Below are 24,086 nucleotides of genomic sequence, written 5' to 3'. Positions count from 1 at the left end.
GATGTAATGAATCATCTTTTCTTACGGAAGAATATGGTTTCTGTATAGTTCAATTGTAAATCTTCCAATTTTAATATTGTTAAAAGAAGAGAAAACTATAAAATTAAAAATAACAAGTGCAATGATAAAAGCATAAATCATTTTTTTGACCCCACTTGAGACTACATACATTGTATTGGGAATAAGCACATACGAAAAACCAATAAATGCCCCTACAAGCCTGGATGAGAACACCGGATTGTTTCTGAATATAAAATAAAAGCAGATTCCAATAACGGCATAATTCCGATGGTATTCATAATAGGGATACAGTTCTTTCATTTTGTTGTCGAAAACAAAAAGGAAGAATGTCAGGATCATCATCATCGCTTCAGGAATTCCAAAGCCTCCGTTCAGTCTTTCTACGGATTCTTCCATATACCCGTTTAGACCAGCCACCAAAACATTATCAGAGGCCATCCCATTTAAGAAATCTCCAAAAGCCCTATACACCTCAAAGGGTGAAAGAAATATAGAAATGATAATAAGGATCAGCATGGCCGCTTTGTTCAAAGGAACCCGTGCCAGCCAGTACATGGGAAGAAACAAATAGCTCACCGTGTGTATACCGGATGCTATAAATATAAAGAACAGATAATGCCACAGCTTCCGCTGCTTGATATACCGTATCGCAAAGTAAACAATAAATGTTCCAAGATTCTGCCTCATCTGTCCACTTTCCCCTACAAAAAAGTACGGAACAAACATGAACAAGGTAAAGGTAAAAGGATAAAAAGTATTGTCCTCTGTATATTCAATCTTAAAAAAGATAGCACAGATCGCCATCACTAAGGTAAGGGCATAAAAAGGAGCATTGAAAACGCCTAGCAATATTTTATTAATCAAGGTATACAGCCACTCTACATCCAGCTGTTCCGGGCCCTCCATATGCAGCATCTTCATAAAGATACTGGTGTAACTTTTGGTATCGGAGTAAATGTACAGCCCACGATAACTTCCATAGTCCGGCCCCACATTATCCCTGAAACCGACCAGTATAATAAGATAGATTCCTAAAAACCAAAACCATTTTTTATCTACTTTTTTTCCAAAAACTTCCTGTACACTGAAAAAAAGCATGTAGGCAATTGCAACTATAAAATAGGGGTGTAATATACTCATGCTGGTCTAATGTTTTTTTTTAGCTGTTGCAGTTGGCACAGAAAAGATCTAAACCTGTAATAAGGTATGGCATAGAGTGGGAAAGGGAATACTATTGTCCATAGAAATCCGTTTATTTTTTCATCATTTTTTTTCAACATATCTAAAACAGATTCTTATTTCATTAATAATAATATTGGTTTAAAATATATTTTTTAAGAGGGAACTTTTGCAAAAGTAAATTATTTTTTCATTCTGCATAGAATATTTTGTTGATTTTCAGACAAAACTTATCGCTGAAATGTTTTGAACTAATATTGAAAAAATTAAATTTGCAGACTTGATTTCACCATGTAATGCATCGTTTTTTTATATTTTTATATTATCTGATCTCTAAAAACAGAATTTTTTCTGTAATTATTGCTTTGGGAATAGCCGTAGTATGCGGATTTTTTGCCTCAAAAATTAACTTTGAAGAGGATATCAACCAGATAATTCCCAAAAATGAAAAGTCTGACCTTACGGCAAAAGTTCTTAAGCAGCTTAATTTTTCGGATAAAATTATTGTCATTATAGAGAACAAATCCCACGAAGACCTTTTTCAGCTTTCAGAAACCGCTGACACTTTTTTACGGAAAATAGAGCCTTTAAAAAAATATATTGGTTCTGTTCAGGGTAAAGTGAACGACAGTGAGATCTCGGAAACCTTTGATTTTGTCAACCAGAATCTCCCACTTTTCCTTGATGAGAAGGACTATAAGGAAATCGAACGTAAACTGCAAAAAGACAGTATTTCAAAACAAATAGAGAACAATTATGTATCATTGGTTTCGCCAACGAGTCTTGTGATGAAAGATTTCATTAAAAAAGATCCGCTGGGAATTACCTATTTGGGGATCAAAAAATTAAATGCTTTAAATATCAGCCAAGACTTCAAACTTGAAGACAGCTATATTGTCACGAAAGATGGTAAAAACCTTCTGCTTTTTATTGATCCTAAAAATGAGAGTAACGATACTAAAGGTAATGAAGCCTTTATCAATCAGCTCAACCAGATCAAAGACCAGATCAATAGACAGTTCAAAGGAAAAACGGAACTGAGTTATTTCGGCTCGCCCGTCATTGCCGTAGCCAATGCACAACAAATCAAAAAGGACATCCAGAATACCGTAATGATCTCTATGACCGTACTTCTGATCCTGTTGATTTATTATTTCAGAAATTTTTTCACCCCTATTATTGTTTTCCTGCCAACTGTATTTTCAGTGTTACTGGCTCTGCTGATCCTTTATTTTATCAAAGACAAAATCTCGGCTATTTCTTTAAGCGTAGGGGCTATTTTAATAGGAATCACAATAGATTACGCCTTGCATATTCTTACGCATTATAAGCATAACAATAATATTGAAGAGCTTTATAAAGAAATTACCCAACCGATTGTCCTGAGCAGTGCCACGACCGCAGTCTCTTTTTTGTGTCTGGTATTCGTTCGCTCTGAAGCTTTGAAAGATCTTGGCCTTTTCGCGGCGATTACAGTCCTTTTATCATCCGTTACCGCACTCATCATCGTACCTCAGCTCTACAGGCCAAAACAGAAAGAAGAACATCAAAGCGATAATTTTATCGACAGAATAGGTTCTTATCCATATGAGAAAAACAAACCTCTGATTATTGGCTGTTCGGTGATTATCATTGCCTGTCTTTTCGGTTTCAGACATGTGGGTTTCAATGAAGATATCGGCGCTCTGAATTTTATTCCGAAGGAATTAAAAATAAGTGAAGCAAAATTGCAGAAGCTGTCTGACATCACTTCAAAATCTATTTATACGATTTCTTATGGGAATTCAGAGGAACAGGCACTGACTAGAAATTCGCGTCTGAATAATTTTCTGGAGAAAGAAAAAAGAGCCAGAAAGATCCTTAGCTACAGTTCACTAGGAAACGTCGTTCTCTCTGAAAAAGATCAGAAACAAAGGATTGAAGTATGGAATACCTTCTGGGATGCTGACAAAAAAAGCAACACTCTTTCGGAAATGGTCAGTAGTGGAAACCAATTTGGATTCAATACCAGTGCTTTCGATAATTTCAATGATGTTTTAAATAAAAATTACACCCCATTAAACCTTAAGGACTACCAACAGGTAAAAGCTTTACAAGTTTCCGAGTTTCTGAGCCATGAAGAGGGATTTTATACAGTCTCCAATGTTGTAAAAGTGGACGAAAAGAAAAGAGACGCTTTTATAAAAGATGTTGAAAAAAATCATGATGTATTGGCCATTGACCGTCAGCAGATGAATGAAAACTTTTTGGGACTGCTGAAAAGAGATTTCAGTACTCTGATTAATTATTCTCTTCTGGCTATCGTCCTGACAATTATTGTTTTCTTCAGAAATTTTGAGTTGACGGTTCTTACGATGTTTCCTATTGTTCTCACTGGTGTGGTAACAGCTGGAATCCTGTATTTCCTGGGACTGGAATTAAATATTTTCAGTACCGTAGTCTGCACACTGGTTTTTGGGGTGGGAGACGACTTCAGTATTTTTCTTACTAAAGCAATGCAAAAGGAGCATACAACAGGAAAAAATGAACTTCCTACGTACAGGACTTCGATTATTCTGGCTGTTTTCACAACAATATTATCTATTGGTTCTTTGATTTTCGCCAAGCATCCTGCTTTACATTCACTGGCGCTGGTCGCTTTGATCGGAATGTTCTCTGTGATTATCATTACCTCTACCCTATATCCGTTCTGGTTTAGATTACTGATCACCAACAGGGCAAAGAAAGGGTTATCACCTATTACTTTCAGATTATTGCTGAGATGTATGATCTGCTTCTTTTATTATGGATTGGGAGGGTTTATATTTTCCCTGATCGGAAGCGTATTTGTCAAAAGATCAAAAGGGAAAACTTTAGATATCATTAAATTAATTTTAGCTAAATTTTTAACATCAGTATTGTATATTACGCCTTTTGTAAGAAAAAGAGTGATGAGGAATCCATCAGAAGATTTCAGCAAACCTGCTGTGATTATTGCCAACCATACTTCATTTCTGGATACGTTGGCCATTGCTATGGCTACCCATAAAATCATTTATTTGGTCAATGATTGGGTATATGAGTCTCCGGTCTTCGGAAAACTAGTCAAAGCTCTGGGATTTTATCCGGTATCTCAGGGTATAGAGAATGGGATGGAAAAGCTGAAAGAAAAAATAGATCAGGGGTATTCTCTGGTTGTTTTTCCGGAAGCCGAACGTTCTTATACGAATGATGTGAAAAGATTCCATAAAGGTGCATTTTACCTGGCTGAACAGTTTGGATTGGATATTCTTCCACTGTATATTCACGGGAATTCTGAAGTACTGCCAAAAGGTGATTTTATTATCTACGACGGTAGCATTACGGTGAAAGTAGGTGACAGAATCCGTAAAGAGGATTTGAGCTTTGGGCAAAACTATTCGGAAAGAACAAAAAAAATCAATGCTTATTTCAGGCAGAAATTCGCCGAACTGAGAAGTGAACTGGAAGATGAAAATTACTTTAAGAAAAAATTATTCTTTAGCTATTTATTTAAGGATAATGAAGTGGTAAAGGAAGTGAAAGATGATTTTAACACCAACAAATCTGTCTATTTTGAATTGAACAAACATATTTCTAAAAACGCCTCTATTCTGCATATGGCAGATGATTTCGGGCAAAAAGATATATTGCTGACTCTTTACCAGGCAGAAAGAAGGATTTTTTCATGTATTGAAAACGAGGAAAGAAGACAAACTGCTATGCAGACTTATCTCGTAAAAAGAAGAAAACTGCATTACATAAAGACTGTTTCTGATATTCATAAGAGTATCGATATCCTTTTGGTCTCAGATCCTAGCTTTGACCTTAATAGGATGGATCAGCTTCCCGAAACAATCATCTTCCTGAATACTCCTCTTTTAGAAATGAGTCATTCGGATTACACCCAGGAATTTCATTCAAATGCAATAAAAATATTCAAAAAACACTAAATAAATATGAAAAGCATATTTTTGTAAACGCTAAAGAATATTAATGAAAAAGAATATACTCGTAATCTACTATTCTCAGACCGGACAGCTGGAAGACATTGTAAAAAATATGGCCCAACCTTTTGAATCTAAAAAGGAGGAATATGACGTTACCTACTACAATATCCAGTTAAAGGAAGATTTTCCTTTCCCATGGCCGGGTGATGTTTTCTTCAATACTTTTCCTGAATCCTACCTTCAGATCCCGAAAGAGATCTTTCCTCCTTCTGAAGAGATTCTGAGTAAAAAGTATGACCTTATCTTATTCGGATATCAGGTATGGTATCTTACCCCTTCGATTCCCATCATCTCCTTTTTAAAGAGTGGTTTTGCGGAAAAAATAATGAAAGGCACAGATGTGGTGACTATCTCCGGAACCAGAAATATGTGGATGCTTTCTCAGGAGAAACTGAAAGTATATTTGAGAGATCTGGGAGCAAAACTGGTAGGAAATATCGCTTTAGTAGACAGGCACGACAATTATACAAGTGTACTCACCATCCTGCGCTGGCTGACTACAGGACAGAAAGAAAAATCAGGAATTCTTCCTGCGGCCGGGATCTCAGATGAAGAAATTTCGGGAGCTGCAAAATATGGTACTGTTATAGAAAAACATCTCCGCAACGGAAATCTTTCTGGCCTTCAGCCAGAACTGATACAAAACGGAGCGGTAGAGATTCGTCCTTTTTTGGTAAGAGTAGAAAAAGTAGGCAACAAGATCTTCACAGTGTGGTCTAATCTGATTATCAAGAAAAAAGAGAAGCGCCCATTGCTGATAAAATTCTTTAAGGTATATTTGATGGCCGCGATATGGATTATCTCACCTGTCGTCTTAGTTTTACACTTACTGACAACCCCCATATTTTGGTTTAAAAGACAAAAACAAAAAACATATTTACAAGGAATTAATTTAAAATAGAATGTACGACGTATTTATAACAAAAGCATCAACATATTTACCTAATAATCCGGTATCAAATGATGAAATGGAGACTTATCTTGGTCTGATAAATGACGCTCCTTCTAAAGCAAAATCATTGATTTTAAGAAATAACAAGATCACAACAAGATACTATGCTTTGGATAAAGAAGGAAATCCTACTCATACCAATGCACAGCTGACTGCCAAAGCTGTAGAAGGACTATTCGATGAAAATTTCAAAAAAGAAGATATGAAACTCTTATCCGTAGGAACTACTTCTCCGGATCAGATGCAGCCTTCACACGCTTCTATGGTTCATGGTGAACTGAATATCGGCAAATCTATCGAAATTAATACAGCTACAGGTCTGTGTAATTCCGGAATGAATGCCCTGAACTACGGATTCCTTTCTGTAAAAGCTGGTGTGAACGAAAATGCGGTATGTGCAGGATCAGAAAGAATGTCTGCATGGATGACAGCTGATAAATTCAACCATGAAGCTGAAAATTTAAAAGTATTAGAGGAAAGACCTATCGTTGCTTTCAAGAGAGAATTTCTGAGATGGATGCTTTCTGACGGCGCGGGATCGTTCCTTCTTCAAAATAAACCGAGAGAAAATGGAATTTCTTTAAGAATAGATTTCATTGATTTTTATTCTTACGCTCACGAGATTGAAGCCTGTATGTATGCAGGATGTGATAAACTGGAAGATGGAAGCCTGAAATCATGGGCAGATTATCCTTCCGATGAATGGCTGAAGCAATCCATCTTTGCGATCAAGCAGGACACCAAAATCCTGGACAAATATATTCTGGTAAAAGGAGCTGAAAGCTTAAGATCTTCTTTTGACAAACATAATTTAGATCCTGAAAAGATTGACCATGTTCTGGCCCATATTTCTTCAGGTTATTTTAAAGATGGCCTTAAAGAAGAATTTGCTAAAAAAGGCATGGATTTCCCTGCAGAAAAATGGTTCTATAACCTTTCTGAAGTAGGAAATATAGGGGCCGGCTCTATTTTTATCGCATTGGAAGAACTCATGAATTCAGGAACGCTGAAAAAAGGAGAGCAAGTATTGCTGTGTGTCCCTGAAAGCGGAAGATTTGCCTATTCATGTGCCCTATTAACAGTTTGCTAATGGAGCATCAATTACCAACCTCTGACAAAGATTTTGTTGAAAGCCTTATTCCTCAGCGCTTCCCATTTGTTATGGTTCAGGAGCTGATGGAATACACTGATGAAAACCTGATGTCCGGATTTGAAATTAAAGAAGACAATATCTTTATTCAGGACAGAATTTTCCAGGCCTCCGGGCTTGTTGAACATCAGGCGCAGAGTGTTGCTTTACATACCGGCTACAAGTATTATCTCTTGGGGAAAGATGCGCCCACCGGATATATTGGCGCCATTAAATCTTTCGAGGTCACCACTCTTCCTGAAACAGGAGACCGTCTGATATCAGAAGTAACGATTCTGAATGAAGTAATGGGAGTAACGCTGGTAGACGTGGTAACAAAACTGAATGGCACCATCATTGCAAAATCCCAAATGAAAACTGCTGTAAAATAACTGTAATGGAAATCAAGGAAGACCACCTCATCAATATACATCACTTTCTGCCGCACCGTGAACCGATGCTGATGGCAGACTATATTCTGGAATTGACCAAAGAAAAAGTTGTGACTTCCTTTGAAATCAAAGAAGATAATATCTTTGTCCACAACGGAGAATTTGTAGAAGCCGGACTTATTGAAAACCTGGCTCAAACCTGTTCTTCGATTCTAGGGCAGAGTTTTTTCGAAAATCCTGAAGCAGACACCAAAGTGATCGGTTTTATTACCAACATCAAAAAGATCAAATTATTTGGTCTTCCAAAAACAGGCGATAAGATCATCTCAAAAGCCTCTCTGATCTCTCAGTACGAAAATATCTGTACTATTTTTTGTGAGACCTTTAATCATGATGAATTACTGATCAGAGCAGAGATCAATCTGTTTATTCAGGAAGTGAAATCTTAATACTCCATTTTAGTGAAAATATAGAACCGTACGATTATCGTGCGGTTTTTTTTTTGCTACATCAGTGCTAAATTTAATCTAAGTTCAGATAAGAACAAGGGATGGGAATTACTAATTTTTATCCTTGTCAAGGTTCAGAACCTTGACAAGGATACAGGACTGCTGATATCCGAGTAGTTTCTCACCTCATATCATTAAAATAAAGACTTTATCCCATACTCAGGTTAATGTAGGTTTTGGCAAAAGCCGGATCGGATGTTGAACGCTAAACACCAAACGAACTATTGATGTGGCTATTTGCGAAAAGATTGGTTCTATGTTCTTAACCACGGATTGCACGGATTTTCACAGATGATTATGAAGAAGGAAGCGGGAGGCTGGGAGCGGGAAGTTATTGAAGTCGGAAAATAACTTTAAGCCGGTCATATTATTCTTTTAAACTATCTAAATTATAAGATAAACTATGAGATATGGAAAGCCTGCCAGTAACTTCCAGCCTCCATCTTCCCTCTTCCTTTCCCTACTACTTAATAACCCTTATTTTTCGATATATTTGACGAAAATAAAGTCATGAGTGTAAAAGTAAGATTCTATTCAGATCATGTTGAATTCGAGTTTGAAAATTCTGTGGAGTTTCCGGTAGCCCCGGTAATAGGTGATGAAGTGAATCTTCTCTCATTTTTCAAATACCAGACTTCCGAGAGGATAGAATACTACAACAATATGGAAGACCTCTATCTGTATAACGACGCAGTTGTTTCACAGCGTACCTGGTGCAATGATCTTGAAAAGCAAGAAGTGTATCTGCTGGTCAAGCTGAATTACAGACAAAGGAAGTAAAACTCCCTTTCAAAATTAAATGTAGAAAACAAAAAGCGGAGCATTCCTGCTCCGCTTACAAAATTGGTATTATCAAAGTTTAGTACCCGAAGATCTCTTCAAGAGATACCTCCTGGAATGTTCCCATTTTATTGATAGATTCCATATTCAGGTTTTCTTTTTTACCGATGATCGCCGTGTTGTATTTTACCGGCTTAACCTCAGTATCATAGAAACTGGTAAGCTGTGGCAACGTCAATCCCTGAATTTCAGAATAAATATCTTTTCTGATATCATAGTCAACCCCTAGCTTTTTAAGCGCCATTTGGTTAAAGAAAATATTCGTTCTGTTAATTCTGTTGGAAGCAATCTGCTTCAGTGCAGAACCTCTTGAATTCTCAAACTGTGCCGGAATCTGTGGCAGAGAAACCATAAGATCATTCATTGCACTGACTGCCAAAGGAAGCTTATTAGCCTGAGTTCCGATATAGTTCGTGATATAATTGGCATGTCCTTTTTCTGTAGCATTCGCATAAGAAACATAAGCAGAATAAGCCAGTGACTTACTTTCTCTGATTTCCTGGAATACGATAGAAGACAAACCTCTTCCGAAGTACTCATTGAAAACGTTCGCTTTTCCGAAGTTGCTTAGATTCACTTCATTTCCTTTAGCTACTTTCGACATTTCCATCTGAACCATGTCGTAGTTTGTAAAGTATACTTTTCCTTCCGCTGCAGGCTCCTGATATTCTTTAGCTTTTGCAGGCTGCAGGTTGGCTGCTACAATATAAGGTTTAACTGCTTTCTCCATACCGGACTGATCCTGCCCGTAAAGCAAAATTTCATATGGAGACTGGTTTAAAGCTTTGATCTTCTTGGTCAATTCTGCCGCATCGATGCTTTCAAGGCGTTCTTTAGAAACCACATCTGCCATTCTGGAATTCTTTCCATATTTAGCATAGTTCGTCAGAGCGTTCATGATTCTTGCCTTATCTTTTTTAGCTGCATCTCTGGACTCCAATATCGTTTTTACAGTCTTGCTATAAATATCTTGGTCTGCTTTCACATTCGTCAGCCAATGATTCATCAGTTCTACGCCTTTCTTCATATTACTTTCCAATCCGCTCAATGTAATAAAGATCTGGTCATTGGAAGTTCTGAAACTGTAAGTGATTCCCAATTTATAGAACTCACCTTTCAGCTGCTCAGGAGTATATTTATCGGTTCCAAGGTATTCGAAAAGCGTTACCGCTATTGAAAGTTCCTTATCATTATCTGTTCCGAAAGGGAAGATATAACTGATTTGAGCCACGTCATTATACTTGTTCTTTACAAAGCTTATCTTTTTGTCTTTGATTTGAGAAGTCTGGATTGCAGCCTTGTAATCGATGAATTCAGGTTTGATCTCAGGCACTTTAGTTCCTAAAATATCTTTAAGGAACGGGGATTGAGCATCTCTGTTCAATTTGATTGGAGTAATTCCCGGATTCTGTACACGAACCAGTTTATCATTCACTCCTTTTTCTTTGTAAACGACTACATAATTATCCTTGAAAAATTCATTCGCAAATTTTACAACATCTGCTTTCGTTATTTTTTCATATTGATTAATGTCATCAAGCTCCTGCTCCCAGCTTATTCCGTTGATATAAATGCTGTAAAGATTGGTAGCCAGACCATCTGCTGTTTCCCAGGCCTTCATACGCTGCACCTTTTTATCATTAACGATCGCTTTCAGCATCCAATCCGGGAACTGACCTTTTTTCACTAAATCCAGCTGGTCTAATAACAGCTTTTTAGCATCATCAAAACTCTGTCCGTCTTTCGGAGTTACAGACATTGTAAAAGCACCATAGGTTTTAAAAGCAGATTCGTATGCTCCTGCACTCAATACCTTTTGGGTCTGATTCATATTAAGATCGATTAAACCGGCGTCACCTCTGTTACTTAAAATTTCGGCAACCACATCTGCCAGTCTCGCATTCTGAGTTCCATTAGAGTCTGATCTCCAGGCCATCGTCATTCTTGGGGTACTTGGGCTTTTTACGGTTCTCGTCACAATACTTTCCATCGGCTGCTCAGATACCATTTTTTTCATCGGTAGCTCCTTGTATTTGAAAGTTCCAAAATACTGATCAACCATTTTAATGGTCTTATCAAAATCAAGATCTCCTACCAAAACCACAGCCATATTATTAGGCACATAGTACGTATCAAAATATTTATGAATAGCAACCATTGAAGGACTCTTCAGGTGTTCTGAAGTTCCTATGGTCGTCTGCTGTCCGTTTGGATGCTTCGGAAAAAGCGCCTCCATCATCGCATAGTTGACAAGACGGCCGTCATTATCTTGAGCCCTGTTATATTCCTCATACACAGCCTCCAACTCTGTATGGAAAAGACGTAATACCAATTCTGAAAAACGTTCTTTTTCTACTTTAAGCCATTTTTCAAGCTCATTAGAAGGAATGTTGTTTTTATAAACTGTTTCGTCTAACCACGTGTGAGCATTTGTTCCTGTAGCTCCCAATGATGAAATCGCTTTGTCATATTCATTAGCAATAGCATATTTGGACGCTTCCTGAGAAACTTCATCTATTTTTTTATAGAGTAATTTTTTCTTTTCAGGATCCTTTTCAGCCTTGTGCTGCTCGTAAAGGTCAGAAATCTGCTGCAGCAATGCTTTTTCCTTTGCCCAGTCCTGAGTTCCCAAATGAGAAGTCCCTTTGAAAACCATATGTTCCAGGTAGTGAGCCAAACCGGTATTGTCACCCGGATCATTATTTGATCCCGTTCTTACCGGAATATAGGTCTGAATTCTTGGCGCATCATCATTTTTAGCCAGATACACTTTCAATCCGTTTTTCAGGGTATAAACCCTTACCCCTGCCTGATCATTTTTCACTGTTTCATAGGTATACCCCTGGCTGTCCGTCACCTTTTGAGTATCAAACTTCTGTGCCATTGCATGCAGCATGCAGAAAAGCGATACAGAAATAAAAAATTTCTTCATAAGTCTTATTTATTTTAATCCAAATTTCTTAGAATCCTATTAGTCTGCATTTATAACCCACTTGTTACAGCAAATCCATTACAAATCTGGGATTAGGATTTTCGGCTTAAAAATTGAACTTACTCTCTGACAATACCGATCAGGGTCATTGGTATTTAATATGATTTACATATAATGTATTTTCACTATTTTAGCCAACTCATTAAAAAGGTGATGCATTTTTCATCTTAAAGTAAAAGAATAATACGGTTTACATGAAAAAACAAGACCTGCCTCAGGACGAAAGCAATCTGAAGTCAGCAAACATGACCGAAGTCTTGTATGTGACGGATGAAAACGACAATTATACAACAGCCAACAGCATCGGCTGGGAAGCTAAAAAAGCAGCACTGGAAGAATCTCTGGAGCTTATTCATGAAAGAATTGAAGAGGCCAGAAAAGAGGTTGCCAACAACACGGTAAGTCCCATTATTTATTTCATGGAACTTAATAAAATGGATCTGGGTGTCCTCGCTTCTTATGTCGGAATGTGGCAGTGGAGAGTGAAAAGACATACCAAACCCAAAGTATTTAAAACACTAAGCGAAACCGTACTGAAAAAATATGCCGATGCATTCGGAATTTCAGTGGATGAACTAAAGAACTTTGACGGAAAATAATACGGAAATGAAGCATACACTTTATGCACAATTTCATTTCGCCAATGAAAAGATAAAAGCAACAAATGAAACTTAACTTTGAACACCATCAGACCGCACATTGCGAAAACGGTGTCGCCTCCAATCTGCTACTCAATAAAGGCTTAAAACTCAGTGAACCCATGATCTTCGGGATCGGTTCCGGATTGTTTTTTGTCTATCTGCCATTTTTGAAAGTTAATTTCGCCCCAGGCTTCAGCTATCGTCCGATGCCCGGTGCTATTTTCAGTAAAGCAGCCAAAAGATTGGGAATTAAAATCAAAAGAGAAAAATTTTCCAATCCTAAGGAGGCACAGTCCGCTTTAGAACGGAACTTAAATCAGAATATCCCTACAGGACTTCAGGTGGGCGTTTTCAACCTTACCTATTTTCCTGAAGAATATAAATTCCACTTCAATGCCCACAACCTTGTGGTATACGGAAAGGAAGACGGGAAATTCCTGATCAGCGACCCGGTAATGGATTATACAACCTCACTATCCGAGGCTGAGCTGGAAAAAGTACGATATGCTAAAGGCGCACTTCCGCCAAAAGGCCATATGTACTACCCTACTTATATCCCGGAACAGGTAAACATTGAAGAAGCCATCAAAAAAGGGATCAAGGACACCTGCAAAAACATGCTGGCTCCCGTTCCTCTTATCGGAGTAAAAGCCATGAGATGGGTCGCCAAAAGCATCCCGAAATGGGCTGAAAAGAAAGGCACCAAAGTCACCAATCACTATCTTGGTCAACTGATCAGAATGCAGGAAGAGATTGGAACGGGCGGCGGTGGTTTCAGATTTATTTATGGAGCCTTTCTTCAGGAAGCATCAGTCATTCTCAAAAATGATGAATTAAAGGAATTATCCAAAGAAATCACCGCCATAGGTGATCTGTGGAGAGATTTTGCCGTAGATATCGCCCGTGTTTACAAAAACAGGAATTCCAAAAGCGACATCTACAACAATCTTTCAAAATCGATGCTTCATATCGCTGATCTGGAAGAAGCTTTCTATAAAAAACTGAGAAAAGCGATCTGATATGGCGGAGAATATGATTGAGATTAAAAATCTTTATAAAAAATATAAAAATTCCGACGAGTTCTCTGTAAATGACATCTCGCTGAATATTGAGAAAAATGAGATCTATGGAATTCTGGGACCCAACGGTGCCGGGAAAACCACTTTGATTTCCATGCTTTCAGGATTGATAAAACCTACTTCCGGACAATTTACCATCAATGGATTTTCACCTCAGAAGGATAGTTTTAAAATCAAACAGATTATCGGAATCGTCCCTCAGGAATATGCGCTTTATCCGACCCTTACCGCTAAAGAAAACCTGATGTTTTATGGAAGCCTGTACGGTTTAAAACATAAAGATCTTAAAAGAACCATCGATGAATCTTTAGAGACGATGGGGCTTTCAAAATTTGCGGATAAAAAGGTAGAACAGTTCTCCGGAGGAATGAAACGACGCTGCAATCTTATTGCCGGAACGCTTCACAATCCGAAAGTATTATTTTTGGATGAGCCAACTGTGGGCGTAGACGTTCAGTCGAAAAAAGTAATCATCGATTTTTTACAGAAGCTGAATAAAAACGGAACGTGTATTATTTACACCTCCCATCACCTTTCCGAGGCAGAGGAATTCTGTACCAAGATCGCTATTATCGACAGAGGAAGAATTCACGCTGTAGGAACACCGGAAGAATTGGTCGCTCAGATCGCCAACGCTGAAAACCTGGAAGACGTTTTCATATCATTAACAGGAAAAGAATTAAGAGATGTTGTTGTATAAACTTTGGAGAAGCTTCGTGAAGGAAATCCTTCTTCTGAAGAGAGATATTGGAGGAATTGTCATTATTTTCGTCATGCCGCTGCTGCTCATTATAACGATTACTTTAATCCAGGATTCGACCTTCAAAAATCTGGAAGGTTCAAAAATCCCGATTATTTTTATTGATAATGATAAGTCTGAGGTATCAAAAAACATAAAAAAAGAGCTGGAAACTGGCAAAACATTCCAGCTGCTGACGAATTATACCGAAAAAACAGCGCAGGAAGCTGTGTTTTCAGGAGAATACCAAATGGCGATCGTTATTCCTGAAAATCTAACGAAAGATTTAAATTCAAATATCGATTCCAAAGTTCAGACGATCGTAAGTTCATTTGGATTGGAGGGCGATTCGGCCGCTGTAAAAAAATCAGCTCCAAAAACTAAAGACATTCATCTGTATTTTGACCCTGCCACCAATGTAGGATTTAAAAACTCAGTCATGAATTCCGTGAATAAAATGGTTTTTGAGATCGAAAACAAAAAGATCTATAAAGCATTTCAGGATCAGCTCGGAACTGAAGAAAATCTTGAGGAAAATAAAAATCTGATCAGTTTCAAAGAGATCACTCCTAAAAAGGGAATCATAGATGTAATGCCGAATTCTGTTCAGCACAACGTTCCTGCATGGACTCTTTTTGCGATCTTCTTTATCGTAGTTCCGCTTTCTATTAATCTGGTTAAAGAAAAAAGTCAGGGAACCAGCGTGAGAGCAAGGATCAGTCCTACTCCCTACTTTGTGCATATTTTGGGGAAGACATTCACTTATCTGATTATCTGTATCATTCAGTTTTTACTGATGGTGGCAGTGGGAATCTATCTTTTCCCCTATATGGATCTGCCCGCATTTGATGTTTCAGGAAAAATGTTCCAGCTTATTGTCGTGACCTTATTTTCCGGACTGGCAGCTATAGGATTTGGTGTTTTACTGGGAACTATTGCAGATACCCAGGAACAGTCTGCTCCTTTTGGGGCTACTTCAGTAGTGGTTTTGGCCGCTATCGGAGGAATATGGGTTCCTGTATTTTTAATGCCGGAATTTATGCAGACCGTAGCGAAGTTTTCCCCAATGAACTGGGGGCTGAATGCTTATTATGATATTATTTTGAGAAACAGTGGTATTGGAGGAATTGCCAAAGAACTTGTATTCCTGTTCTTATTCTATATTGCCATGGTCGCCATTTCTATTTTTTACGAAAGAAAACTCCACAACGTTTAAATTTGTAATGGTAACTAAAATGAATGGGAGTTTCCTGATGTCTATCAAAACATTAAAAAATACCTGAAGAAAACAAAATGCAGTCTAAAGAAAACCTATTAACCTGTACGGAAGAAGTAAGGGTAAGATTCAATGAAACAGATCCGCTGGGCATTGTCTGGCACGGACATTATATTGTGTATTTTGAAGACGGAAGAGAAGCTTTCGGAAGAGAACATGGCCTGACTTATCTTGATATTCAGAGAGAAGGCTATGTGACGCCTATTGTAAAGAGTACCTGTGAGCATTTCCTTCCTTTAAAATATGGGGAAACCTTCAGGATTGTCACTACTTTTGTGAATTCGGTATCGGCAAAACTCATCTATACCTACGAACTGTTCAATCAGGAAGACAAACTTGTGTGCAGCGGAGAAACCATTCAGGTTTTCTTAGACAGTAACGGAAGCTTGTGCCTGTATAATCCTGATTTTTTTCAGGCATGGAAAGATAAAATGGGATTGTAATGAAGAAAGAAATTTATATTACAGACTACAACTGCGTCACTCCTTTGGGGTTTGATGTAAGTTCTAACTGGAATCATCTGGCACAAGGGAAATCTGGAGTAGCACTCCATAAAGTGATCAAGAATCAGGAGGCTTTTTATGCTTCTGTCATCGATACAGAAAAGCTTGAAAAAGAATTTAAACGCAATTTTGACAGCCAGGATTTTACAAGACTGGAGAAAATGTTTCTTCTCAGTCTGAAGCCTCTTGTTGAAAAGCATGAACTTTCGGAAGAAACAGCGTTGATCTTATCTACAACCAAAGGCAATATCAGCTTACTAAAAAATCAGAAGGAATTACCTGAAGGCGTTTATCTGTCAAAATTAGCACAGAAAATTGCTGATCATTTTGGATTTAAAACAAAACCAATCGTGATTTCCAATGCCTGTGTTTCAGGAGTAATGGCGATTGCTGTTGCTAAAAATATGATTCAGGCCGGAAAATATAAAGAGGCTTTCGTGATTGCCGGAGATGAGGTTTCAGAATTTGTGATCTCGGGATTCAATTCTTTCCAGGCCATCGGAACAGAACCATGTAAACCTTACGACAAAAACAGGAATGGAATCAACATAGGTGAAGCAACAGCAGCAATGTATATTACTTCTACCTCAGATAAAAACGAAAAATTTAGGTTTAAAATATTAGGAGACTCAGCGGTTAATGATGCCAATCATATTTCCGGACCTTCCAGAACTGGAGACGGACTGTACGCCAGCATCAGAAATGCGATGAATGAAGCTCATGTTAATTCTGAGCAGATCAGTTTTATTTCAGCTCACGGAACCGCAACCCTGTACAATGACGAAATGGAAGCGATTGCTTTCAACAGGATGGAACTTCAACATGTTCCGTTAAACAGTATGAAAGGCTATTACGGCCACTGTCTTGGAGCTTCCGGACTTCTGGAAAGCATTATTTCCATGGAAAGTGCCCGTCACGGACTGTTGATTCCCTCTAAAAATTTTAAAGAAATGGGAGTTTCCCAGCCATTGAACATTATTGAAGAGAACCAGCCAGCATCGGTTCAGTATATTTTAAAAACAGCTTCAGGATTCGGAGGATGCAATGCGGCGATAGTTTTAGAAAAATGTTAAAATGAAAGTGATGAAAAAAACCGACAGCTGTACCATAGAACACTCAAAAATAACCGTTAACGAAAATCCTGTTTTTGAGAGCCAGACAGAGACATTTCATGACTTTGCGAAAGATGCCTATAAAAGCTTTGAACTCAATTATCCCAAGTTTCACAAAATGGATAACCTGAGCAAGCTGGCTTTTCTTGCCGCAGAAATGATTTTAAAAGACGAAGACCACAGCAGAACCGCATTGGTTTTTGCCAACCGATCATCAAGTCTGGATACGGATTTTAAATACCAGGAAAGTATCAACTCGGAAGAGAACTACTTCCCAAGTCCTGCCATATTTGTCTACACTCTTCCTAACATATGCGTAGGTGAAATCAGCATCAAACATAAAATGCAGACGGAAAATGCTTTTTTCGTGCTGGATGAATTTGATGAACAATTTTTAAACGATTATGCAGAACAGATCCTGATATCCGGAAAAGCAGAAAAAGTTCTCTGCGGCTGGACAGAACTTTATCAGGAAAATTATAAAGCTTTTGTATATTTGCTAACCTTATAAAAATGTAACACTATAACAGTGTAGCAATGTAACAATTATTGGTAAACTGGTACATTGCTAAACTGGTAAATTAAATAATTATGGAAAATTTAAAAACAGAATTGAAGCACAAAATTATTGAAGTTCTTAACCTGGAAGACGTTTCTGTAGAAGAGATCAAAGATACCGATCCTTTATTCGGAGGCGGATTGGGTCTTGATTCTATCGACGCTCTTGAGCTTATTGTTCTTTTGGATAAAGATTATGGAATAAAATTAGCCGATCCTAAAAAAGGAAAGGAAATTTTCCAGTCTATCGAAATAATGGCTCAGTTCATTGAAGACAACAGAACGAAATAAATAAATGTACCAATGTAACAGTTTAACAGTCTAGCAATTATTGGTAAATTGTTACACTGATACATTAGTACATTATTACACTGTTATATTAAAATAATAAATGAACAAGAAAATTGCCATCACAGGAATGGGCATCATTTCTTCCATCGGAAACAACGTGGAAGAAAATTTTATTTCTTTAAAAACCGGAAAACATGGAATTTCGGATATCGAAATGTTTGAAACCCGTCATGCCGGAACGATCAAAACAGGCGAAATAAAATGGTCTAATAAAGATCTTGTACAGAAACTTCAGTTACCGGAAGACAATAATGTAACAAGAACTTCCCTATTAGGCATGATAGCCGCTAAAGAAGCTGTAGAATCTGCCGGAATTTCTGATATCAATGAATACAGAACCGGGCTGATATCCTCTACCAGTGTAGCCGGAATGGATATCACTGAGAAATATTTCTATGCTTACGAAGATTTTCCTGAAAAGCAAAAATACATCGATGCCCATGATGCAGGAAATTCCTCACTGGCCATCGCAGACTATCTTGAACTAAAAGGCCTGGTCTCTACTATCAGTACGGCCTGCTCTTCTGCAGCCAATGCCATTATGATGGGAGCCAAACTGATCAAAAACGGAGTTTTAGACCGTGTGATTGTAGGCGGTACCGATTCCCTTTCAAAATTTACACTGAATGGATTCAACACGCTGATGATCCTTACAGATTCTTATAATACTCCCTTTGATAACGATAGAAAAGGGCTGAATCTGGGAGAGGCAGCAGCCTTTATTGTTCTTGAATCTGATGAAGTGGTAAAAAAAGAAAACAAAAAAGTCCTGGCTTATCTTTCCGGCTACGGAAATGCGAATGACGCCCACCATCAGACTGCATCTTCAGACAACGGGCAGGGAGCCTTTTTAGCGATGCAGCAGGCATTGAAAATATCAGGATTGGCAAAAGAAAATATCGATTATATCAATGTTCACGGAACAGCTACTCCCAATAATGACCTTTCGGAAGGGATTGCTATGATCAGAATATTTGGTGAAGGACAGGTTCCTGAATTCAGCTCCACCAAGGCTTTTACCGGACATACGCTGGCAGCGGCAGCGGGCATTGAAGCTGTTTTTTCCATCTTGGCTATGCAGCATGATATTATTTTTCCTAATCTGAATTTTAAAACGAAAATGGCAGAATTTGATTTAACTCCGGTCACGGAGCTGAAAGAGAAAAATATTCATCATGTTCTTTCCAATTCTTTCGGATTCGGCGGAAACTGTTCTACTTTAATTTTCTCAAAATCATGAGTGCAGTATACATCAACAGTGCATCCTGCATCTCTGTACAGGACACTTTAAAAGAAAATTTTTTCCAGGATCTTAAGGCTGATCCATCTGTTCAGATCTTAAAAGCGGTAGATCCCAACTATAAAGAATTCATTCCGCCTGCGATGATCAGGAGAATGTCTAAAACCGTAAAAATGAGCTCAGTAGCTTCAAATCATGCTTTAAAAGAGGCTGGAATCGAGAAGCCCGATGCCATTATTGTCGGAACCGGAATGGGATGTTCACAGGATTCTGAAAAGTTTCTGAAAAATGTGATCGACAATAACGAAGAGTTCCTTACTCCAACATTTTTTATCCAGTCCACTCACAATACCGTTGCAGGGCAAATTGCTCTGGGACTTCAGTGTCATGCGTACAATTTCACGTATGTCAATACTTCTTCGTCTCTGGAATTCTCTTTTCTGGATGCTCAACTTCAGATCACCGACGGAGAAGCCGAAAATGTTCTTGTAGGCGCTGCAGATGAGCAGACGGCCAGAACCATGGAACTTTACCGTCTTAACAATACCATTAAAAAAGAAGAAGATCTTCCTGCTGACTATTTACATTCGGAGACGAATGGGGTGATCTGGGGTGAAGGGGCTGCTTTCTTTGTTTTAGGAAAAGATAAAACGGAAAGCTCTTATGCAAAACTTAGAGACATTCAGATCATCAACAGATTGGAAATAGAAAAAACAACCTCTTTTACAGGAGATTTTTTAGCTAAAAACAATTTGAAGCACGAAGACATTGATGCTGTGATTCTAGGTTTCAGCAGTGATGCCAAATCAGACGTTTATTATAATGAATTGATGGATGTCTTTCAAAATTCGGCATTGCTTTATTACAAACATCTGAGTGGAGAGTTTAATACGGCGAGCGGTTTTTCAACCTTTATGGCTTGTCATATTTTAAAGGAGCAACAAATTCCGGAAGTGATGATGATGAATTCAGAGAAAAAAGCAGAAATAAGAAATGTTCTTCTTTATAATCACCTGAAAGGAAGTGATCACAGTCTGGTACTGTTGGAACGCGCTTTATAAAAAGGCAACGACCGGTTCAAGGCAGGGAGGAAAATAAGTACCATTCAAAATAACGCAAGATGAAACACTATCCATTTATTCTATTTTATCTTTTTTGCAACGTTTTCATCTATGCATTCCATGGAAGCTGGTGGGTTTATGCGGCTGCTTTTCTGGCCTTTTCTTTTGTAGTGATCTGGGGATCATTTGATATCGGATTAGGTTATTTTGTTAACAGCATCACCCATAAAAGAACGAAAATCAATGAAGTGGCACTCACTTTCGATGACGGACCTACTGAATTCACTCCCAAGTTTTTAGATCTGCTTAAAGAACATCAGGTAAAAGCCACTTTTTTCTGTATCGGAAAACAGATTGAGAAATATCCGGAAACTTTTCAGCGGATTATTGCTGAAGGCCACACCATCGGAAATCACACGCTTTCCCATTCAAACAATACCGGATTTCTGTCTGCTTCAAAAATGATTGAGGAAATTGAAAAATGTGACGAAATCATCTCAAAAACCGGTCATATTAAAACCGATTGGTACCGCCCTCCTTTCGGTGTTACCAATCCAAATATCGCCAAAGCCATTAGAAAAACTCATAAAACAAGCATCGGCTGGAATGTCCGTTCACTGGATACGGTGACAGACGATGAAAAGAAAATTTATAAAAAAGTTACCAGAGACCTGAAAAAGGGAAGCATCATTCTTCTCCACGATACCTCTGAAAAGACTTACAACGTATTGGCAGATTTATTGTTATTTTTGAAGGACAAAAAATATTCAATGTTTACCATCGATTCAATTACAAAATCAAAGAAAAATGATTAAAAATATTGTTTTCGGAGCATTTCTGTTCATTTCAGGCTTCTTTTCTGCACAAATGACAGCAATGTCGGGCGCTGAAGCTAAAGCATTTGTAACGAAAGTGTCTTCTGAAACCCAAGAGATTAAAACGCTTCAGAGCGATTTTACCCAGACCAAAAAAATGGATTTTCTGGATAAAAACATTGTTACTTACGGAAAAATGTCTTTAAAGTCCCCCAATATGCTGAGCTGGAAATACACCAAACCGTATCAGTACAGTATTGTTTTTAAAGACAGTAAAATTTTCATCAATGATCAGGGGAAAAAGTCATCTGTAGATGCCAAGAGTAAAACATTTGAGAAAATTAATAAGCTGATCGTCGGAAGCTCAAACGGAAAAATGTTCAGTGATCCTGAATTTACCGTGACGTACTTTAAAAACGGAAATTTCAATGTGGCTAAATTCATCCCGAAATCTGCCCAATTACTGAAATACATTAAACAAATCGAGTTGCATTTCCCAAAAAACCAGTCTACGGTTTCACAGGTGAATATGACGGAAGCTTCGGGAGATACGACCAATATTGTTTTCAAAAATACCAAGATCAATGCAGCGATTGCAGCTTCAGAGTTTACTTTATAGTCTGGTTCTTTTGTTGATTGTTTCCTGTAAAAGCTACCAGCTTACAGATGCACAACCAGTTAAAACCTCAGAGAAAACAGTTGAAAATTTGTACTTTTCATCAGGTGAAGATTATGTGTATAAGTGCCAGATGGACATTTATAAAAATCATGTAAGCGGCATTCTAATCATCAAAAAACTGAATGAGACGACACACCGCGTGGCTATGACTTCTGATTTCGGAAATAAACTAATTGATTTTGAAATTTCTGAGAATGATTTTAAGCTGAATTATGTACTTCCCGACCTTGATAAAAAAATCATCATCAATTTTCTTAAGAATGACTTCCGGGAGTTGCTGAAAAGAAAGTTTCCGGTAAGTGAATCTTTTGAGAATAAAGATGCTAAAATATTCCTTTCTAAAGCGGATAACAGGGCTTACTATCTGTTTTTCAACAAGAATGACGGGTTGCTGAAGAGCATCATTTATACTAAAAACAATAAGGAAAAAATCGATTTTACTTTTGAGGCAAAAAAACATATCTTCGCGGACAGCTTAAACCTCCGGCATAAGGATTTTAAGATCAATATAAAACTATTTCAAATAACCGAAACTGAACAGAATTAACATGAAAAAACTTCTACTTTTAGCAATTGCTTTAATTTCAAGTCTTTCTTTTGCCCAGGTCACTTTCAATCCCGGCCTACGAGTGGGCGCCAATATTGCTCATTTTTCGGATGGTCCTGTTCACGACTATTGGTATTATATTGATAATCAAAACTATTATCATAGCGGAAGCAATACGTATGATATCAAATCAAAAATTGATTTTTATATTGGTTTTCAGGCGAATATCCGATTTGCTAAATTCTATGCTCTTCAACCGGAAATTTATTATACCCGCCAGGGAGCCAAATATGAAAGTCAAAACCCGTCGGTAGCTTCTAAAACGGTGAGCCTTTCTTATATAGGAGGAGCGGTAGTGAATAAATTTTATTTCGATAAATTCAATATTCATTTTGGTCCGACTTTGGAACTTCTTACCGATCATAAAAATATTGAATCTCCAACAGATGCTGATTTAGGGTTATTATTTGGAGCAGGATATGATATTACCAAAAATTTCGGGGTAGAAGGCAGAATTAAAAAGGGCTTTGTACACATTAATAGCGACCATACGAATGTAACATTCCAAACGGGAGTTTATTATACCTTTAACATGAAAAAATAATTTTATGCAGACTATTCTTACAGACTTTTACACCTTAGAATCATACGAAAAAGCAGAAAACGGAAGTTACACGGCTTCCATTCATCTGAATAAAGATCATGCTATTTTTAGCGGTCATTTTCCGGGAAATCCGGTAACGCCGGGAGTATGTATGATGCAGATTGTAAAAGAACTGGTGGAAGAGTTTACTGGTTCAAAATTATTTTTAAAAACAGCATCAAATGTAAAATTCATGGCCATTATCAATCCTTTTGAAACACCGGACCTGAAGCTTCAGCTGGATATTACTGAAAATGAAGAAGATGTTAAAGTAAAAAATATCACTTCTTTTGGCGAGACTATTGCATTAAAAATGTCAGTCAGCTATAAAAAATAATCTCATGAAAATTCTTTTTTCTCTCGTTACGGCTTTTATTCTTTTCTTTCAGTCTGATCTGGAGGCATTACGAAGCAGCTATGCAAAAGCTAATCTTTCTAATGACAATACAGAAGCATTCATCAATCTTGCAGAAAAACAATCCGGATCTGATGCAGTAACCCATGGTTATAAAGCAGCGGCACAGATCATGGAAGCCAAAATTACCAAAAAGAACAGAAAAGCGCTTGTGAAAACAGGGGCGACAAGCCTTGAAAGCATCATAAAAAATAATCCAAACAATATAGAACTGCGCGTCATCAGGCTGAGTGTTCAGGAAAATATCCCAAAAATAGTGGGCTACAGAGGCAGCATCAAAGACGACAAGGCATTCCTGATCAGCAATTACAGTAAGCAAAATGCAGCTCTGAAAAACTACGTGAAAAAGTTTGCGATGCAGTCTAAATCCTTTACAGACGCAGAAAGAGCCACTATAAAATAAAAC

24 protein-coding genes are annotated in these 24,086 nt (G+C 37.7%); 22 read left to right on the top strand and 2 right to left on the bottom strand.

The features are described 5' to 3' along the window. Positions 1–21: 21 nt before the first annotated feature. Positions 22–1,161 carry an EpsG family protein gene (locus BW964_RS18460; RefSeq protein WP_076509431.1) on the bottom strand — a complete coding sequence of 380 codons (1,140 nt, stop codon included), beginning with the start codon at positions 1,159–1,161 and terminating at the stop codon, positions 22–24. Between the two features lie 335 nt (positions 1,162–1,496). On the opposite strand from BW964_RS18460, the gene BW964_RS18455 reads away from it, so the two are divergent. From BW964_RS18455 to BW964_RS18430, 6 genes are all read left to right on the top strand, one after another. Further along, positions 1,497–5,150: an MMPL family transporter gene (locus BW964_RS18455; protein ID WP_076509428.1), complete on the top strand. Its 3,654-nt coding sequence runs from the start codon at positions 1,497–1,499 to the stop codon at positions 5,148–5,150. A 43-nt stretch (positions 5,151–5,193) separates the two neighbouring features. Further along, a complete protein-coding gene (locus BW964_RS18450; protein ID WP_076509426.1) occupies positions 5,194–6,108 on the top strand; it encodes a hypothetical protein in 915 nt (304 codons plus the stop codon). A 1-nt stretch (position 6,109) separates the two neighbouring features. Next, positions 6,110–7,249 carry a dialkylresorcinol biosynthesis protein DarB gene (locus BW964_RS18445; RefSeq protein ID WP_076509424.1) on the top strand — a complete coding sequence of 380 codons (1,140 nt, stop codon included), beginning with the start codon at positions 6,110–6,112 and terminating at the stop codon, positions 7,247–7,249. Continuing rightward, positions 7,249–7,680: a hotdog family protein gene (locus tag BW964_RS18440; RefSeq protein ID WP_076509420.1), complete on the top strand. Its 432-nt coding sequence runs from the start codon at positions 7,249–7,251 to the stop codon at positions 7,678–7,680. The genes BW964_RS18445 and BW964_RS18440 overlap by 1 nt, the downstream gene beginning before the upstream one ends. 5 nt (positions 7,681–7,685) lie before the next feature. Then, complete coding sequence (locus BW964_RS18435; protein ID WP_076509418.1) at positions 7,686–8,129, top strand: hotdog family protein; 444 nt, start codon at positions 7,686–7,688, stop codon at positions 8,127–8,129. A 570-nt stretch (positions 8,130–8,699) separates the two neighbouring features. Next, a complete protein-coding gene (locus tag BW964_RS18430) occupies positions 8,700–8,969 on the top strand; it encodes a hypothetical protein (protein WP_076509416.1) in 270 nt (89 codons plus the stop codon). Between the two features lie 79 nt (positions 8,970–9,048). Here BW964_RS18430 and BW964_RS18425 read toward each other — a convergent pair whose 3' ends face one another. Next, on the bottom strand, positions 9,049–11,961 hold the full coding sequence (locus BW964_RS18425) for a M16 family metallopeptidase (RefSeq protein ID WP_076509414.1): 2,913 nt from the start codon (positions 11,959–11,961) through the stop codon (positions 9,049–9,051). A 254-nt stretch (positions 11,962–12,215) separates the two neighbouring features. Here BW964_RS18425 and BW964_RS18420 point away from each other — a divergent pair, with 254 nt between their 5' ends. From BW964_RS18420 to BW964_RS18345, 16 genes are all read left to right on the top strand, one after another. Further along, entirely contained in the window at positions 12,216–12,620 is a 405-nt protein-coding gene (locus BW964_RS18420; protein ID WP_076509412.1) for a flexirubin biosynthesis protein DarG, read from the top strand. Positions 12,621–12,685: 65 nt separating this feature from the next. Further along, entirely contained in the window at positions 12,686–13,681 is a 996-nt protein-coding gene (locus tag BW964_RS18415; RefSeq protein ID WP_076509410.1) for a BtrH-related acyltransferase DarH, read from the top strand. A gap of 1 nt (position 13,682) precedes the next feature. Next, on the top strand, positions 13,683–14,441 hold the full coding sequence (locus BW964_RS18410; protein ID WP_076509408.1) for an ABC transporter ATP-binding protein: 759 nt from the start codon (positions 13,683–13,685) through the stop codon (positions 14,439–14,441). After that, positions 14,428–15,696 carry an ABC transporter permease gene (locus BW964_RS18405; protein WP_076509406.1) on the top strand — a complete coding sequence of 423 codons (1,269 nt, stop codon included), beginning with the start codon at positions 14,428–14,430 and terminating at the stop codon, positions 15,694–15,696. Before BW964_RS18410 ends, BW964_RS18405 begins: the two co-directional genes overlap by 14 nt. A 77-nt stretch (positions 15,697–15,773) precedes the next feature. Further along, positions 15,774–16,199 (top strand): acyl-CoA thioesterase, encoded by a 426-nt coding sequence (locus BW964_RS18400; protein WP_076509404.1) that lies wholly within the window; start codon positions 15,774–15,776, stop codon positions 16,197–16,199. Then, positions 16,199–17,332, top strand: coding sequence for a beta-ketoacyl synthase N-terminal-like domain-containing protein (locus tag BW964_RS18395; protein ID WP_076509400.1), 1,134 nt, complete (start codon positions 16,199–16,201; stop codon positions 17,330–17,332). Before BW964_RS18400 ends, BW964_RS18395 begins: the two co-directional genes overlap by 1 nt. 10 nt (positions 17,333–17,342) lie before the next feature. After that, entirely contained in the window at positions 17,343–17,882 is a 540-nt protein-coding gene (locus BW964_RS18390; protein ID WP_076509481.1) for a 3-oxoacyl-ACP synthase, read from the top strand. A gap of 80 nt (positions 17,883–17,962) precedes the next feature. After that, the gene (locus BW964_RS18385; RefSeq protein ID WP_073335724.1) at positions 17,963–18,220 is read left to right on the top strand and encodes a phosphopantetheine-binding protein; all 258 of its coding nucleotides are present in this window, start codon (positions 17,963–17,965) and stop codon (positions 18,218–18,220) included. Between the two features lie 100 nt (positions 18,221–18,320). Then, positions 18,321–19,520, top strand: a complete 1,200-nt coding sequence (locus tag BW964_RS18380) for a beta-ketoacyl-[acyl-carrier-protein] synthase family protein (RefSeq protein ID WP_076509398.1) — start codon at positions 18,321–18,323, stop codon at positions 19,518–19,520. Beyond that, positions 19,517–20,581 carry a beta-ketoacyl synthase N-terminal-like domain-containing protein gene (locus BW964_RS18375; protein WP_076509396.1) on the top strand — a complete coding sequence of 355 codons (1,065 nt, stop codon included), beginning with the start codon at positions 19,517–19,519 and terminating at the stop codon, positions 20,579–20,581. Before BW964_RS18380 ends, BW964_RS18375 begins: the two co-directional genes overlap by 4 nt. A gap of 59 nt (positions 20,582–20,640) precedes the next feature. Beyond that, a complete protein-coding gene (locus tag BW964_RS18370) occupies positions 20,641–21,396 on the top strand; it encodes a polysaccharide deacetylase family protein (protein ID WP_076509394.1) in 756 nt (251 codons plus the stop codon). Then, positions 21,389–22,015 (top strand): flexirubin biosynthesis/transport protein LolA2, encoded by a 627-nt coding sequence (locus tag BW964_RS18365; protein WP_076509392.1) that lies wholly within the window; start codon positions 21,389–21,391, stop codon positions 22,013–22,015. The genes BW964_RS18370 and BW964_RS18365 overlap by 8 nt, the downstream gene beginning before the upstream one ends. After that, entirely contained in the window at positions 21,981–22,622 is a 642-nt protein-coding gene (locus tag BW964_RS18360; protein ID WP_076509390.1) for a flexirubin biosynthesis protein LolB2, read from the top strand. The genes BW964_RS18365 and BW964_RS18360 overlap by 35 nt, the downstream gene beginning before the upstream one ends. 1 nt (position 22,623) lies before the next feature. Next, positions 22,624–23,226 carry an outer membrane beta-barrel protein gene (locus BW964_RS18355; protein WP_076509388.1) on the top strand — a complete coding sequence of 201 codons (603 nt, stop codon included), beginning with the start codon at positions 22,624–22,626 and terminating at the stop codon, positions 23,224–23,226. Between the two features lie 4 nt (positions 23,227–23,230). After that, positions 23,231–23,602, top strand: a complete 372-nt coding sequence (locus tag BW964_RS18350; RefSeq protein WP_104669452.1) for an ApeI family dehydratase — start codon at positions 23,231–23,233, stop codon at positions 23,600–23,602. Between the two features lie 4 nt (positions 23,603–23,606). Then, on the top strand, positions 23,607–24,083 hold the full coding sequence (locus BW964_RS18345) for a hypothetical protein (RefSeq protein WP_076509386.1): 477 nt from the start codon (positions 23,607–23,609) through the stop codon (positions 24,081–24,083). Positions 24,084–24,086 lie beyond the last annotated feature (3 nt).

This window comes from Chryseobacterium shigense, assembly GCF_900156575.1.
GTDB lineage: Bacteria > Bacteroidota > Bacteroidia > Flavobacteriales > Weeksellaceae > Chryseobacterium > Chryseobacterium shigense.
This window is presented reverse-complemented; position numbering and strand designations above follow the sequence as displayed.